Annotated in this window: 22 protein-coding genes and 5 pseudogenes; 11 read left to right on the forward strand and 16 right to left on the reverse strand. The window is 68.2% G+C overall.

Annotated elements, in window-relative coordinates; all coding sequences use genetic code 11:
* Positions 1–176 precede the first annotated feature (176 nt).
* Entirely contained in the window at positions 177–1148 is a 972-nt protein-coding gene (locus ACFWSK_RS34745) for a transposase (protein WP_383795281.1), read from the forward strand.
* A gap of 161 nt (positions 1149–1309) precedes the next feature.
* Positions 1310–2017 (forward strand): barstar family protein, encoded by a 708-nt coding sequence (locus tag ACFWSK_RS34750; RefSeq protein ID WP_383795283.1) that lies wholly within the window; start codon positions 1310–1312, stop codon positions 2015–2017.
* A 369-nt stretch (positions 2018–2386) separates the two neighbouring features.
* Here the strand turns inward: ACFWSK_RS34750 and ACFWSK_RS34755 are convergent, their stop codons facing one another.
* The 6 genes and pseudogenes from ACFWSK_RS34755 to ACFWSK_RS34780 all read right to left on the reverse strand — a co-directional run bounded on the left by ACFWSK_RS34755 (position 2387) and on the right by ACFWSK_RS34780 (position 6318).
* The gene (locus ACFWSK_RS34755) at positions 2387–3343 is read right to left on the reverse strand and encodes a quinone oxidoreductase family protein (RefSeq protein ID WP_383795286.1); all 957 of its coding nucleotides are present in this window, start codon (positions 3341–3343) and stop codon (positions 2387–2389) included.
* 189 nt (positions 3344–3532) lie between these two features.
* Positions 3533–3784, reverse strand: coding sequence for a hypothetical protein (locus ACFWSK_RS34760; protein ID WP_383795288.1), 252 nt, complete (start codon positions 3782–3784; stop codon positions 3533–3535).
* Between the two features lie 195 nt (positions 3785–3979).
* The gene (locus ACFWSK_RS34765; protein ID WP_383795291.1) at positions 3980–4144 is read right to left on the reverse strand and encodes a hypothetical protein; all 165 of its coding nucleotides are present in this window, start codon (positions 4142–4144) and stop codon (positions 3980–3982) included.
* Between the two features lie 336 nt (positions 4145–4480).
* Complete coding sequence (locus ACFWSK_RS34770) at positions 4481–4705, reverse strand: hypothetical protein (protein ID WP_383795293.1); 225 nt, start codon at positions 4703–4705, stop codon at positions 4481–4483.
* A gap of 301 nt (positions 4706–5006) precedes the next feature.
* A pseudogene (locus ACFWSK_RS34775) lies at positions 5007–5757 on the reverse strand (transposase family protein).
* A gap of 42 nt (positions 5758–5799) precedes the next feature.
* On the reverse strand, positions 5800–6318 hold the full coding sequence (locus tag ACFWSK_RS34780; RefSeq protein WP_383795296.1) for a hypothetical protein: 519 nt from the start codon (positions 6316–6318) through the stop codon (positions 5800–5802).
* 339 nt (positions 6319–6657) lie between these two features.
* Here ACFWSK_RS34780 and ACFWSK_RS34785 point away from each other — a divergent pair, with 339 nt between their 5' ends.
* A complete protein-coding gene (locus ACFWSK_RS34785) occupies positions 6658–7320 on the forward strand; it encodes a hypothetical protein (RefSeq protein ID WP_383795299.1) in 663 nt (220 codons plus the stop codon).
* 100 nt (positions 7321–7420) lie between these two features.
* Positions 7421–7753 carry a YrhB domain-containing protein gene (locus ACFWSK_RS34790; protein WP_383795302.1) on the forward strand — a complete coding sequence of 111 codons (333 nt, stop codon included), beginning with the start codon at positions 7421–7423 and terminating at the stop codon, positions 7751–7753.
* Here the strand turns inward: ACFWSK_RS34790 and ACFWSK_RS34795 are convergent.
* Both ACFWSK_RS34795 and ACFWSK_RS34800 read right to left on the reverse strand, forming a co-directional pair.
* Positions 7711–8928 carry an IS110 family transposase gene (locus ACFWSK_RS34795; RefSeq protein WP_383795304.1) on the reverse strand — a complete coding sequence of 406 codons (1218 nt, stop codon included), beginning with the start codon at positions 8926–8928 and terminating at the stop codon, positions 7711–7713. The two genes, ACFWSK_RS34790 and ACFWSK_RS34795, sit on opposite strands and share 43 nt — an antisense overlap.
* 591 nt (positions 8929–9519) lie before the next feature.
* Complete coding sequence (locus ACFWSK_RS34800; RefSeq protein WP_383795307.1) at positions 9520–10089, reverse strand: hypothetical protein; 570 nt, start codon at positions 10087–10089, stop codon at positions 9520–9522.
* Positions 10090–10392: 303 nt separating this feature from the next.
* Between ACFWSK_RS34800 and ACFWSK_RS34805 the strand changes: the two genes are divergently transcribed.
* The 3 genes and pseudogenes from ACFWSK_RS34805 to ACFWSK_RS34815 form a co-directional block, all read left to right on the forward strand.
* Positions 10393–10896: a hypothetical protein gene (locus ACFWSK_RS34805; RefSeq protein WP_383795310.1), complete on the forward strand. Its 504-nt coding sequence runs from the start codon at positions 10393–10395 to the stop codon at positions 10894–10896.
* A 130-nt stretch (positions 10897–11026) separates the two neighbouring features.
* Positions 11027–11677: a DUF402 domain-containing protein gene (locus tag ACFWSK_RS34810; protein WP_383795313.1), complete on the forward strand. Its 651-nt coding sequence runs from the start codon at positions 11027–11029 to the stop codon at positions 11675–11677.
* A gap of 425 nt (positions 11678–12102) precedes the next feature.
* Positions 12103–12426: pseudogene (locus ACFWSK_RS34815) on the forward strand (DUF4238 domain-containing protein); the annotation flags it as partial.
* A 219-nt stretch (positions 12427–12645) separates the two neighbouring features.
* On the opposite strand, the gene ACFWSK_RS34820 reads toward ACFWSK_RS34815, so the two are convergent.
* The 7 genes and pseudogenes from ACFWSK_RS34820 to ACFWSK_RS34850 all read right to left on the reverse strand — a co-directional run bounded on the left by ACFWSK_RS34820 (position 12646) and on the right by ACFWSK_RS34850 (position 16914).
* A complete protein-coding gene (locus tag ACFWSK_RS34820) occupies positions 12646–13029 on the reverse strand; it encodes an IS3 family transposase (RefSeq protein ID WP_383795335.1) in 384 nt (127 codons plus the stop codon).
* Positions 12983–13333, reverse strand: coding sequence for a transposase (locus tag ACFWSK_RS34825; protein ID WP_383795338.1), 351 nt, complete (start codon positions 13331–13333; stop codon positions 12983–12985). Before ACFWSK_RS34825 ends, ACFWSK_RS34820 begins: the two co-directional genes overlap by 47 nt.
* A 92-nt stretch (positions 13334–13425) precedes the next feature.
* Positions 13426–13809, reverse strand: coding sequence for a class F sortase (locus ACFWSK_RS34830; protein ID WP_383795316.1), 384 nt, complete (start codon positions 13807–13809; stop codon positions 13426–13428).
* A gap of 337 nt (positions 13810–14146) precedes the next feature.
* Positions 14147–14983 carry a DUF4397 domain-containing protein gene (locus ACFWSK_RS34835; RefSeq protein ID WP_383795318.1) on the reverse strand — a complete coding sequence of 279 codons (837 nt, stop codon included), beginning with the start codon at positions 14981–14983 and terminating at the stop codon, positions 14147–14149.
* Between the two features lie 192 nt (positions 14984–15175).
* Entirely contained in the window at positions 15176–15436 is a 261-nt protein-coding gene (locus ACFWSK_RS34840) for a hypothetical protein (protein WP_383795320.1), read from the reverse strand.
* A 478-nt stretch (positions 15437–15914) separates the two neighbouring features.
* Positions 15915–16109 (reverse strand): annotated as a pseudogene (locus ACFWSK_RS34845) (transcriptional regulator); the annotation flags it as partial.
* Positions 16057–16914 carry a cupin domain-containing protein gene (locus tag ACFWSK_RS34850; protein WP_383795323.1) on the reverse strand — a complete coding sequence of 286 codons (858 nt, stop codon included), beginning with the start codon at positions 16912–16914 and terminating at the stop codon, positions 16057–16059. The pseudogene ACFWSK_RS34845 and the gene ACFWSK_RS34850, both read right to left, overlap by 53 nt.
* Positions 16915–16996: 82 nt before the next feature.
* On the opposite strand from ACFWSK_RS34850, the gene ACFWSK_RS34855 reads away from it, so the two are divergent.
* Positions 16997–17839 carry an NAD(P)H-binding protein gene (locus ACFWSK_RS34855; RefSeq protein WP_383795326.1) on the forward strand — a complete coding sequence of 281 codons (843 nt, stop codon included), beginning with the start codon at positions 16997–16999 and terminating at the stop codon, positions 17837–17839.
* Positions 17840–18344: 505 nt separating this feature from the next.
* Positions 18345–19109 (forward strand): hypothetical protein, encoded by a 765-nt coding sequence (locus tag ACFWSK_RS34860; RefSeq protein ID WP_383795329.1) that lies wholly within the window; start codon positions 18345–18347, stop codon positions 19107–19109.
* A gap of 209 nt (positions 19110–19318) precedes the next feature.
* Here the strand turns inward: ACFWSK_RS34860 and ACFWSK_RS34865 are convergent, their stop codons facing one another.
* Positions 19319–19732, reverse strand: coding sequence for a hypothetical protein (locus ACFWSK_RS34865; protein ID WP_383795332.1), 414 nt, complete (start codon positions 19730–19732; stop codon positions 19319–19321).
* Between the two features lie 226 nt (positions 19733–19958).
* Here ACFWSK_RS34865 and ACFWSK_RS34870 point away from each other — a divergent pair.
* A pseudogene (locus ACFWSK_RS34870) lies at positions 19959–20648 on the forward strand (DUF5753 domain-containing protein); the annotation flags it as partial.
* 721 nt (positions 20649–21369) lie between these two features.
* Positions 21370–22170: pseudogene (locus ACFWSK_RS34875) on the forward strand (DUF6192 family protein); the annotation flags it as partial.
* Between the last annotated feature and the right edge of the window lie 97 nt (positions 22171–22267).

The following is a 22267-nucleotide window of genomic DNA, read 5'->3' on the forward strand; positions in this document are numbered from 1 at the left end:
CGGCTCCGACCGGGCAAACCGGTGCACGAACCGCTCGTGCAACTCTCCCAGACCCGCCGCCCACGCCCTCACGTCACCAAGTACCCCACCCATAAGCAGACCAACGACCACCCTGGCCACCAGTCACACCAAACACCGTTGCAGTACTAGCCGCCTGGCTGCTCCGCCACCCCGGCGTGGAGATCATCTGCCGGGACCGGGCGGGCGCCTACGCCAAGGGAGCACGACGCGGTGCCCCCGACGCTCTGCAGGTCGCCGACCGGTTCCACCTGTGGCAGGGCCTCGGCCGAGCCGTGGAAACCTGCGTTGCCGCCCACCGCGACTGCCTGCGCGACCCTTCGCCCAGCAGCATGTTGCCGGAGGCCACCCGACTCACTTCCGGCCGACCGCAGGACGACCCGGCGCCCATCGGCCGGCGGGCTGAGCGAAAGAAGGCCGCGCACGCCCTGGTCCACGAGCTCCTTGCCCAAGGCCACTCGCGCCGGGCGATTGCCCGGCACCTGGGCTGGGGCCTCAACACCGTGCTCAGATACGCGAACGCCGCACGCTGGCAGGACACCATTCGCGACAGCCGGCCCCGGCCCAGCAGGCTGGACCCCTACAAGCCCTACCTGGAGCGACGATTCGCCGAGGGATGCACCAGCGTCACCCGCCTCCACAGCGAACTCGTTGCCGACCACGCGCCCGTCACCTACCAGATGGTCCGCAGCCACATCGCCCCCCTCCGCGGGGCTCCGGCCGGCGCGCCGCCCCGGCCTCCGACGGTGCGGCAGGTGACCGGCTGGCTCACCCGACACCCCACCGCGCTGAGCGAGGACGACCGCGCCGGTCTGAAGGATGTCCTGGCACGCTGCCCCGAACTGGACACCGCCGCCGGACACGTCCGAGACTTCGCCGAAATACTCACCGACCGCCTCGGCGCCAGGCTCCCTGCCTGGATCGACGCAGTCGACGCAAGCCAACTGCCCGGTCTCACCGGCTTCGCCCTGCACCTGCTCCGAGACCTCGACGCCGTGACAGCCGGACTCACTCTCGACTGGAGCTCCGGCAGCATCGAGGGCGCCGTCAACCGCATCAAGAAGATCAAAAGGCAGTTCTACGGACGAGCTGGCTTCCACCTGCTGCGGAAGATGATCCTGCTGCAGTAGCCCCGCAAGGACGGCGCCGAAGCTCAACCCTCCCGCTGTCCGTTCGCATTGAAGAAGGTCATCGGCAGTCTCCTGACCTGGGTGGACGGCGCTCTTCGAGCACGATCTGCCCTCCTTTAACCGCTCGGGCTCCGAGCAAATGCCGTGCAAGGATCTCACCCATGATGGCCAAGCCCACTCTGACGGAACACCGCTCCCCATGGGTCGTGTTCACCTCCCCGGCCGACCCATGGCTGGCGTCGGAAACGGCCGCGCTCGTGCAGCGAAACGGTCTGGTCCTGCGGCTGGACGGGCGGGAAATGCGGGATCCGGCGTCCGTCTTCCGCACCTTCGCCCGGGAGCTGTCGTTCCTCGGCGACTTCGGCCACAACTGGGACGCGCTCGTCGACTGCCTCCACGACTGGCACGGTCCCTGCCATGGGAACCAGGACCTCGCGATTCTGATCGAGCACGCGGACGACCTGTTGAACTCGGACTTCCTCGGGCTGCTCGTATCGGTTCTCGCCCAGGCAGCCTGGAACTCCAACCTGCGCCTGGACGGCGACGGCGAGCTCGATGAGTGGCGGCAGCGTATTGCCCAGCACTTCGTCTTCCTCCTGGACCACACCGCACCCGTTGCCTTCACGGAGAAGGCGGCCCGCGGCATGGACGTGGCGGTGGCGCTCGCGGACGGCCGCCTGCTCGCCACCCTGAACGACGTCGACTGGCCCGGTGGAGACCCCACGTCCGCCCCCTGGACGGCCAGCCCGCTCTCCTTCGCGGACGAGGAGATCCTCAGCGGCATGACCCATCAAGGCCATCAAGCAGTTCCGAGACCACCTCGGCTGCTCGATCCACGAGGCCCTGGACATCCTCCAGTCCCGCTCTGAGCACCTGCACCGCGAACAACCGAACGACTGAATGATGGGCTGCACCAGCCAAGCAACTGGATTCGCTGAGTAGACGCCTCGACTGGACGAGACAGGACACCCCATCCTCGAACACCGCGATGACTCTCCGCGACCGCTCCCCAAGATCTGTGCCAGAACCGAGTTTTGACGGCAGTCGGGGTCTTGCGGTGAGAGGATCGGTGTGCTGTCCCGTTGGGAGCCCGCATGCGGGTATCCGTGTCCAAGGTTGCGCTGTATGTGACGATCCGCCGTGACCGTCGTGCTGGCCCGTCTGGTTCGGAGCCAATGTTGGTGCGGTAGGCGTCTCCCTGGGGAAATCCGCTACCGGCTGCTATCCATACCCCGTGCCTACGGGATGACGAGTAGCTTGCCGGTGGTACGCCGAGCCTCCAGATCGCGGTGAGCTTGGGCGACCTCGGCGAGCGGGTAGCGGGCCGTCACGGTGGTCTCAAGCGCCTTGGTGCGCACCAATTCAAGCACGTCGGCGGCGCGTCGGAGCAGCTCGGACCGATCGGCGATGAAGTGCCCGAGGCTTGGCCGGATCAGGGTCAGTGAACCGCCCTCGGCGAGCCGGATGGGGTCGAAGGGCGGCACTGCACCACTCGCGGCGCCGAAGAGCACCAGGTGGCCGCGGGTTCGCAGGCTGGCGAGGCTCGCATCGAAGGTGTCCCTGCCAACGCCGTCGAAGACGACAGGCAGGCCCTGGCCGCTATGGAGCCGCTTCACCTCGGCCGCGAGATCGTCCACTGTTGAGTAGAGGATCACCTCGGCGGCCCCGGCGCGCCGCGCCAGCTGGGCCTTCTCCGGTGTCGAGGTTGTGCCGATCACTCTGCCGCCGAGATGGGTGATGAGCTGAGTCAGCAGAAGCCCCATGCCGCCGGCAGCAGCGTGCACGAGCACCGTGTCGCCTGGCTGGACCGGGTAGGCGTCTTTGACGAGGTAGTGCGCCGTCATGCCCTGCAGCAGCACGGCGGCGGCGGCCTCGAAGTCGACGCCGTAGGGCAGGGGCACGAGCCGGGAGGAGTCCACGACGGCCTGCTCGGCATAGGTGCCGGGAATCTCCACCCAGCCGACCCGGTCTCCCACAGCGACGTGGGTGACGCCGGGTCCAACCTCGAGGACCGTGCCCGTGCCCTCAGTGCCCGGGGTGAAGGGCAGCGGGAGAGTGTACCGGCCCTGGCGGTGGTATACGTCGAGGAAGTTGACGCCGGACGCGGCGACCTCCACGACCGCTTGGCCCGGGCCCGGCGTCGGTTGATCAATATCGACCAGTCGTAGCACCTCGGGACCGCCCACTTCGGACATCTGAATCGCTCGCATGACCCCTCCTGAAACGGCAAACTTCCCTCACCAACACCACTCGTGGCGATCCTATTTCCGCTCGCGGTGAGGTGTCGTAGCCGTCACGTTCAGGTCAGCGACATGAAGCCGGCCGTGCCGCGGCAACTTCCCTAGAGCCCGAGGCTGCGGCCGAGCATCGTTCAGCGTGCCAGCTCAGGAGGTTCGGTGGGCCTGTCGAAGGAGGTATTCCCGTTCGGAGCGGCTGGTGGTCTGCTCCGCGGCGGCGCGATAGTGCGTGACTGCGGTCTCGTGGTCACCGGCCAGGTCGAGCAGTTGGGCCCGCACCGCCGCGAGGCAGTGGCTGCCGGTTATGCGAGGGTCGGCGTCGCGGGTGTCGAGCAGGGCCAGACCCGCACCTGGCCCCTGGACCATCGCGATGGCCAGCGCCCGGTTCAGCGTGAGCACAGGCTTCTGCGCCGCAGACAGCAGACCCGACAAAGCTGCCGAACCAGCGCGATGGTCTTCATCAACTCGTCTGGCGGATAGTTCTCATTGACCTGGCCGACCGCCTGGGCATGGCGCTGCGCCCGCCAGGAGAGCAGCGCGATGTCCTCGCTGACACTGCGGCAGCCGGCCGCGTTGAACGCCTGCCCGGTGGCCTCACCAATGTCGTCGATCGCTGCTCCGACCGGCCGCGCGGCCTCTCGCCGCCACCTCGACCGTGCCGAACGCGGCCGTGACCGCCTCGACATCCACCTCGTCGATTCCATCGAACACCAGAGAGTCCCAGAACGGTGCATCGGTCTGCATGACCAGCACCATCACGGCCACAACCGGCTGCAGCAGCGAGCAGCGGGTACCTGATGGAGCGTCATTTCTAATTGCTGGACGACCAGGCGTACGCGGTCTCACGCGAACCCGTCTCCTCGCAATCGAACAACGGGGTAACGCTCCGCGACGACTCCCCAAGATCTGTGCCAGAACCCAGAACTCGGCGACATCGCTTTCCCGTGGAACCGGGTGTTCTCAATGCTGGGCTACAGACGTTCTCGAATCCCTCCTACATAGCCAGCTGACATCCCGTGTCGTCGGCCACTGACGTTCTGATGTCGTCCGACAGGCAAGACGACCCAGGGTGGCGATCTGATCGATGGAGGTCAATCAGCGACCAACCACAAGAGCGAATCCCGAGGCGAGACCGCGACGCCGCACGACCGCGACACCGGCACCTTGCGACAGGAGACCGCCAACCCCGGTCGCGAGCCGCGGTACCGAGACACTCGACATGGTGGACACGATCTTTGCCGTGTTAACGATGTAGTCGCCGATCGCGCTGGCGGCGCGGGTCAGTCCGAGCAGGGCGGCGAAGGCGGCGGGACGATGCATGCTGGAGTTCTCCTGATCTCGACATGGGTGAAGGGGGGCGGGGCGGCCGGTCTCTTGCCGATGCTGCGGTCGCCCTGCAGAAGTGCTGTCGCCCCGGCCGATTCGGCCGGGGCGACGGTCTGCGCGGTGTGGCGGCGCGTAGAAGCCGCCGCTGTTGTTCGAGTGCCTGTGATCTGCGCTGCGGCGGTTACTTCCGGGGCGGGTGCGGCTGGAGCAGGAACTGGGTGCCGGTGCCGCTGGAGTGGGGCTTGGCGGTGAGGAAGTGCGGCTCGCTCTGGGTGAGCTGGAGCATTGAGCGTTTTCAGCGCTGCCTCTCCAGGGTGAGGACGGCCTTGGCGATTGGCGTCATTCGATTCGGGCTGCATCGCGATCTGCGAAAGATGCGCCAGGACTTGAGTCGTGCCATCCCGCGTTCGACGGGCGCTCGGGACGTGGCCAGTGCCCGGTTGACCGTCCGTTCTGTCGGGGTCAGCTGCCCGCCGGGTGGGCGTCTGCGTCCGGTGGTGACCCAGGGGCCGGCACCCGTGTAGGCGCGGTCGGCCAGGATGGGGACGCCCTGGCGTTCGCAGATCCGGATGATCCGATGAGTGCGGGCCGCAGTTAGGTCGTGGCACCGGCCCGGCAAGGCCGGCGAGATCCACAGCACCTGCCCGGTCGGATCGGTTACGACCTGCACGTTCACACCGTGGCGACGGTGCTTGTGCGAGTAATCGGCCCGGCCGTCGCCGACCCGGTCGCACTCGGCGAGCGTGCCGTCGAGCGGTACGTAGTGCGGTTCGTGCTCGCGCAGGACCTTGAGCAGGGCCGGGCGCCTGGGCGGCCAGGAGGTCGATCACTGCGGTGGTGTAAGCGTGGGCGGTGCCGACCGAGGTGCCGAAGCCGGCGGCTATCTGGGCCAGGGTGTCGTGCTTGCGCAGGTACACGAGAGCGACGAGCGCGCGTTGGTGCGGTGGGAGCTTGCAGCGGCGGTCACCCTCGCGGGTGACGATGAGCATGGTGACCCACTCGACCAACGCATGGGGCAGGTCGAGTGCGGCAGGATAGGAGACCAACGAGGCACCTGCACTGATGAGTTGAGACGTCGAACACCTCTCTCAACGGCACGGGTGCCTCGTGCGTTGCGCCCTCGCCGCCGTCATCCCATCAGTGGCCAATCTGAAAACGCTCATGGTCTGCTTGATGAATTCGGCCGGGCGCTGGAGGTCGACACGGTCGATGTTGAAGTCGCGCAGGGTGACGTAGTGGGGGCTGTAGGCGCCGTGCTGGCGCAGGTCCCAGAGTCGGGAGCGCACGATCGTCGCGGCCTCGGTGTCGTCGGGCGCGGCCGGGATGCCGCGGTTCATTGCCCGGCAGCTGGCGGCGTGGTTGTTGGCGGCCTCCGGCTCCGTCAGGCGCGACCGGTGGCTGTCGCTGGCGGCGCGGTAGGTGCAGCCGAGGCAGGCGGCGGCGAAGTAGGTGAGGCCGCGGTCGCCGTCGCCGGTGTAGACAAGGACGATCGCACCCTCTCCCTCCCCGAGGGTGTTGCGGTAGCGCTGGACGACGGTCGTGCCCGGCGGCGTCCAGAGGGCCGGGTCCTGCACGTCGGAACGGCGGGCGAAGAGGCTGCTGAGCATCGGTGACTTCTCCTTCGGGAGGATCGTTGATCAGGCGGCCAGCCGGTGAGTCACCGGGGCCGTGGAGGCGAAGTAGGTGTCGGGGCTGGGCTCATAGCCCCGGGCGCAGGGGTCACAGCAGCCCTGGGTGCGCAGCGGTACTGGCGCAGAGCACTTGTTCCGTGGCTGTCGTATTCCTGTGATGACGCTCTTTGGAAATCTCCCACCCCTGGCTTGGGGGTGGGAGAGCGGCTCGCTGAGATTCCCCACCCGCCCGTCGCCGTCACGCCCCCTCATGCGGTCATGACCGGGGCGGCACAATCGCGGTCAACTGGCCAGGCAACGGTGGAGGGTGGGAACGTGGGGCGTTTTGGCTCGCGAAGCCGACGTAAGGGCATACCGAACGAGCCGGCACTACTGGCGGCGGCTGCTGAGAATCCCGGTGGCAGCGTCGCCGAGATCGACCCGACGTATCTCGACGACCCGAACGGCTACGTACCGCCCGAGGCGATCCGCGGCGCGTGGTTGGTGGACAGCAGCGGGAATCTGACAGGTGAGTACCAGGAGAATCCCCGTCACGGGGTGCCGCAGGACGACTTCAGCAAGCTCACTGACCCTGATCACTGGCTTAGCTGGCTCGGCGATGATCCCGCGACCGCCGTCCGGAAGGGCATCGAAGAGTCCTTGCGCGCCCAGGTGGCAGACGCAGTGGTCGAGTGGGTCAAGATCCTGGAAACGCCGCGGTTTCTCACAGGTGGGCGTCGACATTCTGAGTACGAACAGGTCATGTTGGTGACCCGCGCGGCACTCGCCGCACCGTTTGCGTTGTCCGTGCGCACCACGCAGCACGGGCGTTCCATCCTCCTGGGGGTGTTCTCGTGGGCGGCGGTGAACCTCTCACCGCCCGGCGTCCGCAAGGATCGGCATTGGTTTGACCTGGGCGTCGGGCTGGACTGGGCCGGTGAACGGCTTCAAGGGCGGATCTACGAGATTGACGGTGCGGACGGCACCGCCGAGCGGTAGAGCGGCACGCCATTCCGTACCGGCGTTAGGCCCCTCGTACGTGGCGCTGGGCCGTGCGAATTCGCTGGTCGGCAGGGGGCCGGTACGGGATGTTGCAGGCGTGATCGAGCGAGAAGCCGCAGTTCGGGCCGTCGAGGAACAACTGGAGCGCGACTATCAAACGTGGCGTGCTGGGGGCGCAGAGGCACTGCGCACGGCTGTGGTGGACGTCGAGGAGCACGAATTGGTGTGGATCGTCTACTGGACGTCCGAGGAGTTCATGCGCACTCGGAATCCGGAGTTCATGCTGGCAGGCAACGGGCCGTACCTGGTCGACCGTGTCGACGGGGGGGGGTGCCTCTATGTCCTTCGTCAAGGCGCCCCTGTCGGGGTGATTTGGTCTTGCTTGGGTCATGCGGCGAGCTCGACGTCCGCGGGCGTGCGGGACTCGTAGAAGGTGCCGTCGCGGAGCATGGCGAACAGGACGCTGATGCGTTGGCGGGCGAGGCGGAGGAGAGCCTGGGTGTGGGTTTTGCCGCGTGCGCGTTGCTTGTCGTAGTAGGCGCGGGAGGCGGGATCGGCGTTCATGCAGGCGAAGGCGGACAGAAACATGGCGCGTTTGAGCTGGCGGTTTCCGCCTCGGGGCGCGTGTTCGCCGTGGATCGAGGTCCCCGACGACTTCGTGGCCGGGGCGAGGCCGGCGTAGGAGGCGAGGTGGGCGGCGCTGGGAAAGCTGGTGCCGTCGCCGACGGTGACCAGCAGGACGGCGGCGGTCCTGACGCCGACGCCGGGCATCGATGTCAGGACCTCGGAAAGAGGGTGGGCCTCCAGCAGGGTGTTGATCTGGGCTTCCATCGCCCGGCGCTGGGTGTGGACGGCAGCGAGCGAGGCGGCCAGGGAGGGGACGACGATGTCGAGGGTGCCGGTGCCGGGGACGACGACGGTCTGTTCGTCGAGCGCATCGAAGACGTCGTCGATCAGCCGCTGAGCCATGCGGGGGGCTTTCGGGCGGATCAGTTCCACGAGTCTGCGGCGACCGGCCCTGCGCAGGGCGGCCGGGGAGCCGTAGCGTTCCAGGAGCCAGGTGACGGCCTGGTGGTCAAGGCGGGGGCCCAGGACGCGTTCCAGGCTGGGGTGGAACTGGGTGAGCAGGCCGCGTATCCGGTTGGACGTGCGGGTGGCCTCGGCGGCGAGGTCCTGGTCGAAGCCGACGAGGACCGTGAGTTCGGCGGTGATCTCGTCGGTCAGCTCCAGGGACCGCAGGGTGTGCGGCATGGTGCGGGCGGCGTCCGCTATCACCGCGGCGTCCTTGGCGTCGGTCTTGGCCTCGCCGGGGTAGAGATCGGCGATCCGCCGCATCGCCAAGCCGGGCAGGTAGGCGACACGGCAGCCCGCGTCGCGGGCGACCGTCAGCGGCAGGGCCCCGATAGAGGCGGGCTGGTCCACGATCACCAGAACGGTGCCGAACTTCGCGGTCAGCTTGTCGAAAACGGCCCGCAGCTTGGGTTCGCTGTTGGGCAGCGGCTTGTCGAAGACCTTCTTGCCCGCGGAGGTCAGTCCGTGGCCGTGGTGGGCGGACTTGCCCACGTCCAGGCCGAGGAACACGCCGACGTTGTCGATCTCGAACATGCTGCCCTTCCAGCGGTGTTGACGGTGCCGGCCTCGGCTCGGGTGTCGTGCTCGCGCATCCACGTTATGCAGACCTGCCGCCCGCGAGCTGTCCGGCATTGCGCCGGACCGGGCGGTGGCCGGACCTCTCATCAGCGTCTCCGACGGCACCTCCCGGGCCCGGTGACACCACCCCCCAGGTCATGCCTTCGACAGGGGGACACAGTCATGCCGGGCCCGGAGGCCAGCGGCCCTCTTGCAGAACCGCGAAAAAGATAACGGGGGCTGTATCAGGGTTGGCGTCGTCTCTGCGGTGACCGGGGCGTGGGAGGACGACTACCGAGCCCGTATACGTGGGCTGCCGGTTCGCACCGCGGTGGACGATGTGCTCCGCGAAGTCGCGCCTACGCGCAGACGCATGCATGCTGTGCGGACATTGCGCAAGAGGCTGCCCGTGCTCTCGCCTGCGGAGGCCATCGAGTACGTGAGCGCGTTGCTGGAGGGTGATGCGCCCGCGCGTCTCGTGGCTGTCGCTACCAAGGAACTCGTGGAGCCTCTCAACCCGGTGCTTGCGGTGGAGACCATCCTGAGTGGGGCGGCGATTCGAGCCGGTCAGAGACCCGACGGATGACAGGAAAGCCAGTCGGCGTGCCGATCGCGCATCCGGTCCCGTTCTTCGGGCGTGGCGAGGAAGACGTCGGCACCACCGTCGTAGGGGTGGTGGACGCGCTGCATCCGGGTGTCGGTGATGAGGACGCCCGCCACCTTGTCGTCGGCGATGTTTCGGAGCGTCTCGTCGATGCAGCCATGCCGCCAGGGTCGGCGGGCGGCGAAGAGGTGGCAGCACGTGCGGAACTCAGGGTCGGGATCGTCCTCCACCAAAAGGCTCTGCCAATACCCCGTGACGGGCTGCGATGACGGAACCTCAGCTTCGGTCGTCCAGAGCGGTGTGATCACATACACGTCCGCACCAGCGAACAACTCATCGAGGACGGTGTTGTAACGCTCCAGGACGACGGTGTACTCGCTCTCGTCCTCCGCGTACCGCTTCGACTCCGGCAGACTGTGAAAACGTACCCAAACATCCCGGTACGGGTCACGGAGCTTGTACCCAACCGGAGGGCAACTGGGCCAACGCTGCTGCCACAGCTCCGTCAGATCCGCCTGCCCGTCTTCAGACACCCGTCGCACTCGCTCTCTTCCGTACGCACCTACCCACGACCATGATGCCGGTGCTCACGAACAAGAGAAACCGACTTCTATGCTGTCGCTTCGCCGGCTGCTGATGTTGCCGGTCCAGTCGCGCTTGACGAAGTTCGTCCAGTCCGTCGCGTTGTCGACCGGTCCCGGCGAGAGCAGTGAGGATTGAGGCCGGACCGTCGGCCCCCAGCGCAAGTGCTTGAGCGGGGAGAGTCGGGCGATGCCCTCGTCCCGGATCTCGGCGTACCAAGGAGACGTCGACGCAATTACCAGCTGAGGAGACCCGTGAGCATCAGGCGCAACAGGCGGGACAAGCACCAGGACATCGCGGCCGCGGCTGCCTGGCCGTACGGCTCAGGCACCTACATGTGGAACGCGCTGGCCCGGCTGCGCAGTACGCACAGCGACCCTGTCGTCGGCCTCAAGCCGTTCGTCCTGCCGGCGGGCGTCCTGTCCTTTGTCCAGGCACCGGACGTCGTCCTTGCGTCGCGGATACAGCTGACCGGGACGCAGACCACCAGCGACCTGCACGACATGATCTCCACCGCCACGCGCGGCATCAGCTGGGACGCCCGGACCCTCGGCCCAGACGTCGCCCTGGACATCATGGTGGGCAGGCGCCACGACCTCGCCCTGCACAAGGACCACCTGACCGGCCTCGCCCGGCTCCTGCTGGACGCCGCCGACACCATCGGCACGCCGGGAACTGCCCGCTCGGGCCGCTGCTTCCACTGCGGCGGGGCCGGGCTCGCCCGCCCGCTGTGGGGGAGTGAGGCCGGGCAAGCCTGAGCGGCTGGGCAAGCCCAAGGGGAGCCTGGGCAAGCCGCCCCGAACGGCGGCTTGCCCGCCCCGCCCTTGTGCGCTGAGGTGGTGCCCGTGTGGTCGGATGTCCCGGCCGGGCTCGCGAGGGAGGCACCCGGTGGAGACCTTTGAGGCGGGGGAGACGGTGGTGCGGCGCGACGTGCACCGCTCCGGGAAGGTGTGGAGCGAACAGGCGCTGCGCGTAATCACCGATTCCGGCGAGGCGCTGGCGACCGCCTGCGCGCCCGGCGCTCAAGCGCTGTGGCCAGCCCTGTACGCCAAGGCCCGCGTCGACGGCGACCGGTCTGTGCGCACGGAGGCATTCGACGCGATGGCGACGGGGGAGTGGGAGCTGGCGCCCGGGGTGATGCAGGAGACGGAGCTGCTGCTGTGGAAGCCGCCAGCGGCGTGGTTCAGCATCAACGCCTTCTTCACCGAGGGCGGGCTGCGAAACTGGTACGTCAACTTCGAGCACCCCACCCGCCGTACCGATGCCGGGTTCGACACCTTCGACCTCGCCGTGCACTTGGTGGTCACGCCCGACCTCACCCGCTGGGAGTGGAAGGACGAAGACGAGTACGCCCACGTGCGGCGGCTCGGCATCGTGTCCGACACCGAGCACCGGGCCGTCGAGGCCGCCCGCGGTGAGGTCCTGGCGATGCTCGCCGAACCCTCCGGGATTTTCGCGCAGGCGGAGCGGTGGGCGGCTTGGAGGTGGGAGCCGACTTGGCCCACGCCGTGCCTGCCCCGCCCTGCGGCCGCTGCGTAGAGGGTCGTACCGGAAGAGGGCTGAACCGTTGGCTGGACGGTTGCGCCCAGCGGGGGACCGCAGCTGAGGCCGGCGCCGGGACCGCGGCAATGTCGGTGGCGGATGGAAGGCTGGCGCGGATGAACGCCGATGACGAACAGCTGCTGCGCGGCCGAGTATACGGCCACGACCACGACGACCCCAACCCGGCCCGCTCCCGCACCAGACGACGCCGCCCTGGTCGGCGGGCCGCTGGACGGACTACTGCTCAACATCACGGGCTGGCGGCCGGAGTAAGTCGACGACGGCGTCGCCCTCTCCACCGCGCTCTCCCGGTGGCCCGGCGGCCACGCGCTGTACTACTCCGGCGACACACCCTGATGTCCGCCGGCACGACTGCCCAAATAGGGAAGCCCGCGTCGCGTCCGACCCGTAGGTTCCCGATCATGGGGGCACAAATCGCCAAAGAGCACCATCTGGTCCCGAAGTTCTGGCTGCGGGCCTTCGCCGAGAAAGGTCACATCACCGGGCTCCAGCGTGACGGTCGGGAACACCGGACGCCGGTCACAAGCGCGGCCAAGAGCAGGAACTTCAACACCGACCTGCGGGCCCAGGGCATGCAGCGGATCGCCCTGGAGACGTATCTTGCGGAGAAAGTCGATCACCAAGCCGCGCTTGTGGTGAGCGCAGTACGCCACGGGTTTTTGTCACTGGATGCAAAGAGTCTGCAGATCCTGCGACGGACGCTGGCCTGGCAACTGGTGCGCACACAGATGTTCCCTTCGTGGAACGCGCAGGTGGGCACGCACCTGGCGCCGGTGGTGTGGGCAAACGACTTCGTCTCGTTGTACCAGCAGCGGCTGGGGCGGATCCTGACGGAGGAAGAGGGCGTGGCCGTCTTCTGGGATGAGCATTACCGGGCCCCCGATCCCCACCCCTTCGCCGACGTACTTCATGTTCACTGCGGCCGCGGTGAAGTCACGGCCGATCTAATCCGGCGCCTTCGCGGCGGCCGGGTCCGCGACGGTGGTGCGGTGCCGGCGGCGCAGACGGACTCCCTCGAGCCCGATGGTCCGCATTATCCTCGCGACACGCTTGTGGTTGACCACCGGGCCGCCCTCGTCATGGAGCTCGGCGGTGATCCTGGGGGCACCGTAGGTGCCGTCGGATTCCTGGTGGACCTTGCGTATCCGGGCCGCGAGCTCGGTTTCTGCGGTCTGCCGGACCGCCCCCGCCGCCGCGGTGCGGCGCCAGTAGTAGAAGCTCGACCGGGAGAGGCCGAGAATGCCGCAGAGCCGCTTCACGCCGAACCGGCGCTGGTGATCTTCAACGAACTGGCAGCGGTTCACCAGCGCGTCCCCGTCGCGAAACACCGGGCCGCCTTGCGCAGGATGTCGCGCTCTTCCTCCAGCTCGCGGATCCTCTTCCGGGCCGCGGCGAGCTCTGCCTGAACACCGTCGCCGGCCTGCGCAGCGGCCCCGACGAGGAGTGGGCGCCTGGGCGGCGCCCGTCGGCAGCCCGGATCCAATTCCGCAGTGTCTCGGTGTTCACCCCGAGATCCCCGGCGACCGACCTGATCGTCGCTCCCGGCCCCGACCGGTACAACGCGACAGCATCCGCCTTGAACTCGGCGGGATAGTGCTTCATCCCCACGGGGACTCCGTTCTCCTGAACCATCAAGATCCAAGTGTCTCCGGTGTCCAAAACCCGGGGTCAAGGCCCATTTTCGACAGCCCCCTGGGTCCGGGCGGGCGCGAGAGAGAAACCGCTCAGGACGCTGAGCGGACGGCTGTCACGATGAGGTTGCTCTGATAGCCGCCTCGGTCGGGGTCGTGTGGGGGCGCGCAGGTGATGAGGGTGAGGACGGGTTCGCCTTCACGCCGGAAGACGTCGGCAGGTATCCGGTCCTTCTTGACGATGCGTCGGGCGACGATCTCATACGTGATCGTCGTGTCGTCTCCTCGCTGGACATCGACGCGGTCGCCGGCGCGTACGTCGTAGAGGGCTGCGAGCTCGCCGAGTTCGCCTGTACGTGAGTCGACGTGTCCGACGAGGACAGCCGAGCCGTGAGCGTCGCCCGGCGCCGGCCCGAAGCGGTACCAGCCCGCCTGGGCGGGGTCGGCCGGCACCTCGGTCCGGCCGTCGTCCCGCACGCCGACAGGAACGACGCGGGCGGACAGGTCGGCTCTCGAGATGACGACGCGAACCGGTGGAGCACTTGGGGTCCTGGTGGTGCTGTTCTGGTCGGTGGCCCCTATGGAGGGAACGGGCTTCTGCCCGGTCGGCGTTGCCGCCCGGGCAGAAGGGTTCGCGGCTGTCCCCGTACCGCGGCCGCCGTCGGGCACTTGCCCGAAACCGGCCGGCGGTCCCGGATCACCGGAGGGGAACAAGAGCAATGCGGTGACTGCGGCCGCGGCCGAGCCGGCGGCGACAGCAGACCAGGCCGAGCCTGCCGCTGCCGTGCGCCACTTCGCACGGTGTTGTGCGCGGTCAGGCATCCTGCCGTGCCCGGGACCTTATGGACAGTGCCCCGATCAGGGTGAGCACCCCTGCGCCTGCTGCCCAGGACATCCACGCGTCGGAGGAGTTGCCCGAGGCCGTCGCACCGTTTCCGCCGGCGTCGACTCCGCCGGGCGGCGAGTGCACGCCACTGACCGTCTGGACCTTCAGGGCCAGGTTCTTCTCGTCGGCGCTGCCCCAGGCATAGACGACGTTGTTCGCGCCTTCCTTGAGGTTCAGATCAGCGGGTCCGATGGCGACGGTGTCGGTGCCGGCAAGGACCACGTCGGCGGAGACTGTGCCCGCGTCGACCTCGGTGGTGTCCTCCTTCGGGTTCACCAGTCCCTTGAACACCGCCGTGCCGTTGGCACGGACGTCGACGGCTGGGGCGGCGGCAACGTGCCGGACCGTCAGGCGCGACTTGCCCGCTGCGACAGCCGAGGTGTCGTTGACGAAGGCGTTGAGCTGAGGCTTGCCGTCGGCCGAAAGGTGGGCAACGACGGTGGCGTTGGCTCCGGCGGGTACCTCGACCGTCTTCTGGATCGCAGGGTCTGCCGTCTTGGGGTCGGCACCGGCCTCGAAGACCTTCAGGTCGTAGGAGCCCGCCGGCAGCTCTTGCGGGTCGGTGAGAGTGCCGGGCTTGAAGTCCGGCAGGAGTTCGTCGCCGTTCGCGTAGACGTCCACCGTCAGACCGGGAACTGCGTGGAAGACCGAGACCGTCGCCGTGTCTTCGGCCTGCGCCGCGCCGGCAGGAACGGCAGAACCGAGGCTCAGAGCACCGGCTCCGAGACAGGCGGCGATCATGACGGTCGTACGGGATTTTGTCATCTTGCGTTCCCTTCACGCACAGGCATGCTCGCTGCAGGCCATATGGGTAGATCTCAGATACCGCGTCTACCGGGGCTGTGCCGTCGGCTTCGAGAAGCCGCAGTCCGGCCGCGTGTGTGCCCGGGTTCTCATGCTCGTCGGCCGCACGCTTTGTGGGACGGCAGGCCGGGCACGTACAGAAGCCCGACAGGGTCAGATGCTTGTGTCTTCGCCGACCTTCGTGGGGGTAAAGATCTCGTCGCGCTCGTGGTTGGCCAGTGCCAGGCCCAGGGCGAAGAAGGTCGGGGCCCATTCCCCGACGAAGATGCCCCACCGGTCAGCCCGCTCGACCCCACGGGACTCCGCCTTCACCGACACCACCCAGGACGCGACCGACAGACCGATCGAGGCGAAAGCAGCGGTGTAAGCATGTTCGCTGGTCATTCCGATGTCGTGCAGCTTCTTGACAAGCATGCGCGCGCTCCTCACGTACAGGACGGCAGACACGGGGTGCGGGTACCACGATCCTCAGCCGCAAGCCTCCACTGGGGCGTATCCGAGGGCGAACCCACCATTCGAGAGCACCACACCCCGCGCCGTCCCGCCACTTGGCTCTGCAGGCGAGTTCCGACGGCGCCGGTGGTTCAGCAGTCGAAGCTCGCTTCTGCGGGAGAGAAATGCGCGAGTTCCGGACAGGACTCGTAGGGACAATGCGAAGCGCGACCGGCGCCAAGAAGGGTGCACTTCCGCGAGGGGCCCCGCTGGATGCGGGCTGCCGTACTCGATGCCGAAGACAACCGCTCTACACACGAGTTGGCCCACCGCTGGGACGCGGATGGTCATCACCTGGCGGTCCGTGACGGCTGTCACCGGCCGCAGAATTCCACCGCAGCGCGCTCGCTCCCGCAGCCGAGGGGCACGCGCCCGGAGATCGGCCCACGCGACCGCCACTTCAGGTGTGTGCTGCCGACGGCCCGGCCGACTCGGGGGCGGGTGTGCCCTCAGGGCGGAGGAAGGCGCCGAGAAGGTCGCCGACGGGGTGGCCGGACTCCGAAGGATGACGCAGAGCGACAGGCGGGTCGATGGTGTAGCGGTTACGGCGGCCGGCCCGGATCCGGGTCAGGTAGCCGGACACTTCCAAGGGCGCCCTGGAATGGTGCAGCCCGTACGGCTTGTGCCCCGCGCTCTGCGGCCAGACGTGTCGGCTCCCTGCTTTGTCCGGGCACGGTGGTCGGGCCGCCCGTTTGACCGGATGCCCCCTCCGTTTGGGCCGGGTCGGCGTCGAGCAGCCGCAGGGCCTGCCCGACCACCAGGTCGCTGTGCGCGCGGTACCAGGCGGGGACTTCGGCGCCGGGGCGGGTGAACCAGGCACGCAGGGCGGTGATGAGCATGAGGTCCAGCATCCGGTCCAGGAGGACCTGCTGGCCGGGGGCCGGGCGGGCGGCGTCCTCCAGAGCCACCAGGCTGACGGGACAGGGCCCTTGCCCGGTCGGGATGACGGCGAGTGGGGGCAGCGCGGCAAGCAGCGGGGCAGGCGTGCCGGCCTCCACGGTGTAGAGGCCGTTGACCATCACCGGGTCGTCCGGCCCCGGTGCACCCCAGGTGCCGACGCCCCGTGTGGTGCTGTGCTCCCGCCCGTCCAGCGTGGTGCATCGTCCGCCGGGACGGATGACGACGTGCGGCTGGGCAGAGGGGTCGCTGGCGATGACGTACGGGGTGCCGCCGCTGAGCACAGCGACATCGCCCGCGTCGAGCCGCACCCGCACACCGTCGTGCGGGGTGATCCAGGCGGGGCCGCGCAGGGGCACGGCCAGCGCCAGCGGGGAGCCGTCCTCGAAGCGCCCGGCCCAGGCGCCGGCCAGGGCCGGCTGCTGGAAGATCGCCCCGGTGGTCCGTACCCCGCTCAGCAGGTCCGTGAGCGGGTCCGTGCCGGTCGGCTCCAGGGCATTCATGCTGGTCAGCGTAGACGAACGAGCATGGATACGAGCGTGCTCGCCATGGCCGCCCCTCTCGTCGGCTGGTTCGCTGGAAGGCATGAGCAACGAGACGATTCTGGTGACCGGCGCCACAGGCAAGACCGGGCGCCGTGTGGTGCAGCAGCTTCAGGACAAGACCATGCCGGTACGGGCGGCATCCCGCTCCAGCCAGGTCCGCTTCGACTGGACGGACCAGGCCACCTGGGCACCCGCCCTGCGGGACGTCACCGGGATGTACCTGGTCACCCCCGATCTGGGCAGCGCGCAGGCGACAGAGAACATTGCTGCCCTCGCCCGCCAGGCTGCCGCGGCCGGGGTGCGGAGCGCGGTGCTGGTCTCCTTTCCCCACCTCGACACCCCGAACCTCGACATCGACCATGTGCCGGCGGCCGAGCAGGCACTGAGCGCGGCCGGCCTGGAGGCGACCGTGCTCTGGCCGCGCTGGTTCTTCCAGAACTTCAGCGAGGACTTTCTGCTCGACGCGGTCCGCACCGGTGACGTGCGGCGGCCGGCCGGAGAGGGCGAGGAGGCGTTCATCGACGCCGAGGACATCGCCGCCGTCGCCGTCACCGCCCTGACCGAGGACGGACACGCCGGGCAGACATACGAGCTCAGCGGACCGCGGCTGATGTCCTTCGCCGACGCCGTGGCCGACATCGCCCATGCCACGGGCAACGACATCCGCTACACCCCGCTGAGCGCCGAGACGTACGCCGCCGAGCAGCGCGCTTCCGGCGTGCCCGAGGAATGGGTGCAGCTGGCCATCGGCATGTACGCCGACATCCGCTCCGGCGCCCTGAACTCGCTCACCGGCGACGTGGAAAAGGTGCTGGGCCACCCGCCCCGCGACTTCACCGACTACGCCCGCACTGCTGCCGCACAGGGCGCTTGGACCGTCTGACCCGCCCGGCTACACCTCCTCGTCGTCGAGCCCGCCCGCCTCCGGTCCTCGGTGAGCTCGAAGACGGCCATGGCCCTCACGATGCCGAAGCCGCCCCTTATACCGGGCTCACTCGTCCTGGCCGTCGTCATCGCCGAGAGGCCCCTTCCGTACGGAGGAGCGGACCCCATCTGTCGTCAAACCCTGTCAGCAATCACCATCGGATCTGATTGGATTCGCGCCGCCGCGAGCCCCCGGATTGCACGGGTTCATTGGACGCGTCAGCCGCCTGTCGTCAAACGATCGTTTGCCGACAGGTCGGAACGTGGCATCGGTCAGCGCGGGCGGTAGGGCGGCGGCCTTCTGCCGTGGGCCGAGACTCCTGCCTGGGCCTTGCGATGTCAGCTCAGGTGTTGGCCCGCATTGGTGTCGCGGGAGCGCCCGTTGCTGATGACGTGAAACGGCCCACGTAACGAGCACGCTTCGTGGTCGAATGGTGACCCGAAGTAGCTACGAAGGGGAACGCATGATTGTGCAGCTGTACGGCGAGTGGGCCGAGCGGGCGCAGGACCCGGCGGACTACGCGGGGGCGGTGGCCGGCTGTCAGGCCCACGCCGACACGGTGGTGAGGTCCGGGACCTTCAACGGGAAGCAGGTCCGCCGCGCGATCGTCAACAAGGGCCTCGCCCTGTACATCGACATCCCCGACGCCTTCTTCTTCCCCGGGACCGTCGCCGTCGACGGCCAAGCGATGCGGGCCCGTCAAGCCGACCTGCGGATCAACGACCCGTTCGACGGGCACGGCATCCTGACCGCGACGCCGGAGATTGAGAGAAAGGGCCGGAAGGTGGAGGAGTTTGTCCGCCACCCGGGCCGCTACTGGACCGACGGGCTGGTCACCGCCCCCGAGGAGCAGGTGCGCCGGGCAATCGACCTGTACTGGCTTGGCATTGACTCCAACTTCGACAAGATGCCCGAACGGGAGCAGTACCGGATCAAGCAGATGGTGTCGCAGCCGCCGACCGTCGAGGACATCTCCGGCTTCATCGACTACGGCAAGTGCACGCAGTCCGGGAAGGTCCTGGTCGTGGAAGCCGACCGGAGCTACGAGTTCGAGGACACCGACAACGAGTACGAGGAACTGCCGTTCCTGGTGGCGCTGTACGACCCGCAGTACTATCACGTGCCCTTCAGCGGCCCGTACGGCTCGCTGGGCGCCAACGACGCCGCGGAACGCGACGCGCGGATCAGGAACCAGAAGCCGCCCAAGCGGCTGGGCTGGAACAAGTAAGCACCCCTGCCTGGCAGGTGAAGCGTGGTGGCCGGGCCCGACCACCACGCCTCACCTGCGGGCGTCGCCGGGGGCGAGCGGGCTGGTGAGTTCGGCGATCGCATCTGGTGAGGACTTCCCTGAGAGCGCCCCGAGTGCCGCACGACGCGGGGAAAGCTGCGCCCGGTCCGCAGTGTGGCCGGACCGGGGCGCTGTGGGGGAGGGGAAGGTCAGGGGACCAGGAGGGAGAACGGCTTGTAGTCGCCGCCCTCGTTCTGGTTGGTGGTTACGACCAGGATGGTGTCGGCGCGGTTGTTGCACTGGCTGCTGGTGCGGTTTTCGATGTAGATGCGGCCGGGCCAGCCGCCGGTGTCCAGGGTGGCGACCGGCGTGAGCTCGTTGACGTTCAGCCGGGTGTCGGACAGTCGTACACAGAAGCGGCCGCTCGTCGGGCCGAGCCAGACGTCGGCGACGCCCTTGGACCGCGAGACGGACCCGTCGGCGTTGATCACTGCGGATGCCTGGGCAAAGGGGGCGTTCGCTCCTCCGATAGCGGCCATTGCCACCCCGCCCAGCGCCGTTGCCGCAATGACGGCAGCGCCGCTGGTCCATGCGATGACACGAGCCTTTTTGGTCTTGAACATGCCGGTTCCCAATCACGTGGTAGGCGCCGCCTCCATAGACGGCGGCGAAGCCACGCTATGCGTGCTTTTGCGCTATTCATCAGCTTTTGGTGGCAAACCACCCGTAAGGGGGGAGCTGGAGGCGCGGCGTGAATCCGAGCTCGGCCGGTACGTTCATGTGGGTCCTGCCTCGCGAGGTTTCTCACCGATACGATGGCCGCCCTCCCGGATGAGCTGCCGCCCGGCTTTGCCTGATCAGGCCGCCGCGGAACGCGAACAGGGCCCCACGGGCTGGCCCAGGAGGCTGTCCGAGGAAGTGAACGAAGCCAGATGGTGGAACGTCTACGGAGACCTCCCTCACGGCGTCTACATCGGCCTGGAGACGGACGCTGCCTCGATCCACACCTATGAGCCCCTGGTGGTCCCTGGTCTGTTGCAGGCCCCCGCCTACGCCCAGGCCGTCATCGAAGAAACGATCCCCCTGCTCACCGTCGAACAGGCGGCCGTTCGCCTGAAGGTGCGGCTGCGCCGTCAGCACCGGATCTATGACCCGGCGTGCCCGCTGCGTCTGTGGGTCGTCCTGGATGAGTCGGCCCTGCGCCGTGTTGTCGGCTCTCCCGACGTCATGCGCGAGCAACTGGAGCACCTGAACGCGCTGAGCGGCGAGCCGCACATCACCGTGCGGGTCCTCCCGTACGCGGTGGGGGCTCACCCGGGCTTGTCGAGGCAGTTCTCCATTCTGAGGTTCGCCGACAGCCCCGAGGTGGAGGGGGTGTATCTGGAGCAGTTCACCAGCGACCTGTACCTGAAGAAACCATTCGACGTGCAGCGTTACAGCATGATGTACGACCACCTCCAGGCCCAGGCCCTCGACCCTGACCGCAGCCGCCGGTTCATTACCGACCTCATCAAGTCGCACATCGACGCGGGCCGGCCCTTAGCTCGACGGCAGCGACTGCGTGAGGAGCGTCCTCTCAGGAGGCGGGAAGCGTTTCGAGTTGACGCGGAACGTGTCCTTGCGGGTGAGTGGTGCGTTGGGCCGTGTGACGCACGCACTGGTTTGGGCCCCCACGTCGGGCCGGTGCAGTCCGCGGCCCCCGATTCCGCGCTCTGGCGACGGGGCCGCGTCAGTACTTGTTTGCGATCCCCTGATTTGCTGCTCTGACGGCTTAATCTGGTGGGGTGTTGGCTGGCGCTGGGCGGGTTGGTGAGCGTCGGTGCCGGGGGTGTGATGAGGCTCTGGCGCCGGGGGCCGGTCCGGGTGCGGTGTTCTGCTCGTCGGCCTGTCGTTCCAGGTCATGGCGTCGTCAGCAGAGGCTGCGGAAGCGGCTGGCGGCGGTCCGGGATGGGGCCGGCGTGGTGGAGTGCACCGTCTGCGGGACGCGGTGGATCGCCGGGTTGGACCGGCGGTCGAATGCCATGTACTGCTCGGGGCGGTGCAAGGTGAGGGCCTGGCGGGCCCGGAACGAATCGTTCGGCGAACGGTCACGGTAACCGCAGGGCGAACGCCCATCCGGTCACGCTATGTCCAAGTCCGTTCAGTTCCACGGGGTTTGTTGCGATCAGAGGTTTTCCGGTCTGACGCTGTGAGGGCAGCGGACCGCGTTCCGTCACGGTCTTGAGAGCCGTGCCCGGTCCGCTCGGGGTGGTGAAAGCCAATGCCCGAAAGTCACATCGAGGTCGGAAGCGTCAGCCAACAGCGATACGAACAGATCGTCGCTGAGCTGCGCGAAGTGGTCGAGCAACAGTCCCGGGGGTCGTTCGTCATCGGGGACCGTTCTCTGGAGATCGAGCCGATGCGTGAGCACGGCGGACGGACTGCGGGCGAGAGGACACCAGTCGTTTGCGACTCGCTGACCAGGCTGGCGGAGGACATCGGATTGTCCTTCAGCGCGGTCAAGGCAGCCCGGTTCACCGCCTCGCGGTGGCCCAAGGAACATCGCAGGCCGGACGTTTCGTTCAAGGTCCACCGCATCCTGGCGGGTATCGAGGACGAGGAAGAGCGGTTCACCGCGATCTGCACTCCGCCCAGGGGCAAGAGCCGCTGGTCGGTCGATGACGCCAGCCGCCGGGTCGGCAACCAGGTGGAGACTCCCATCTCGCCTGAGGAGAAGGTCAGCGCGATCCATGCCCTGGCCCGCGACGAAGGCGTCGCCGCGGCGGTGACCACCGGCCTCCTGAAGCGCCCGGCGGTGACTGCCCAGGTCAGCCGGGAGGACAAAGTCCGGGTCGTGGAAGAGCTCACCCGTGACGAGTCCGTCGCCACCGAGGTCACCACCGGCCTCCTGCGCCGGCCAGATGTCGCGTTCAAGGCCATGTCCGATGACCGGGCCCGGCACGAGGTCAATCACGCCCAGGTCGAGCGGGTCCGCCAGGCCCGCGAGCACTTCGAACGCGCCAGTCCCGCCGCTCCGGCGGTCCGCAAGATCGAGCGGACGATGGAGTTCATGGGTCTGATCGCTCAGGCAGCCCGCGCGGAGCAAACAGACTTGTCGCTGGTCAGCGTGGACTCCACTACGGTCCGCGCCCACCACGACGCCGCGGGGCTCCGCGTCG

The sequence above is a fragment of the Streptomyces sp. NPDC058620 genome, from assembly GCF_042717135.1.
GTDB lineage: Bacteria > Actinomycetota > Actinomycetes > Streptomycetales > Streptomycetaceae > Streptomyces.

What these genes read in the sequence shown, in the direction of transcription:
- ACFWSK_RS34850 (WP_383795323.1), bottom strand. Translation starts at nt 16,914, where the DNA reads ATGAATGCCCTGGAGCCGACCGGCACGGACCCGCTCACGGACCTGCTG.
- ACFWSK_RS34825 (WP_383795338.1), bottom strand. Translation starts at nt 13,333, where the DNA reads ATGGTTCAGGAGAACGGAGTCCCCGTGGGGATGAAGCACTATCCCGCC.
- ACFWSK_RS34860 (WP_383795329.1), top strand. Translation starts at nt 18,345, where the DNA reads ATGATTGTGCAGCTGTACGGCGAGTGGGCCGAGCGGGCGCAGGACCCG.
- ACFWSK_RS34750 (WP_383795283.1), top strand. Translation starts at nt 1,310, where the DNA reads ATGATGGCCAAGCCCACTCTGACGGAACACCGCTCCCCATGGGTCGTG.
- ACFWSK_RS34755 (WP_383795286.1), bottom strand. Translation starts at nt 3,343, where the DNA reads ATGTCCGAAGTGGGCGGTCCCGAGGTGCTACGACTGGTCGATATTGAT.
- ACFWSK_RS34780 (WP_383795296.1), bottom strand. Translation starts at nt 6,318, where the DNA reads ATGCTCAGCAGCCTCTTCGCCCGCCGTTCCGACGTGCAGGACCCGGCC.
- ACFWSK_RS34835 (WP_383795318.1), bottom strand. Translation starts at nt 14,983, where the DNA reads ATGACAAAATCCCGTACGACCGTCATGATCGCCGCCTGTCTCGGAGCC.
- ACFWSK_RS34865 (WP_383795332.1), bottom strand. Translation starts at nt 19,732, where the DNA reads ATGTTCAAGACCAAAAAGGCTCGTGTCATCGCATGGACCAGCGGCGCT.
- ACFWSK_RS34840 (WP_383795320.1), bottom strand. Translation starts at nt 15,436, where the DNA reads ATGCTTGTCAAGAAGCTGCACGACATCGGAATGACCAGCGAACATGCT.
- ACFWSK_RS34855 (WP_383795326.1), top strand. Translation starts at nt 16,997, where the DNA reads ATGAGCAACGAGACGATTCTGGTGACCGGCGCCACAGGCAAGACCGGG.
- ACFWSK_RS34770 (WP_383795293.1), bottom strand. Translation starts at nt 4,705, where the DNA reads ATGCATCGTCCCGCCGCCTTCGCCGCCCTGCTCGGACTGACCCGCGCC.
- ACFWSK_RS34795 (WP_383795304.1), bottom strand. Translation starts at nt 8,928, where the DNA reads ATGTTCGAGATCGACAACGTCGGCGTGTTCCTCGGCCTGGACGTGGGC.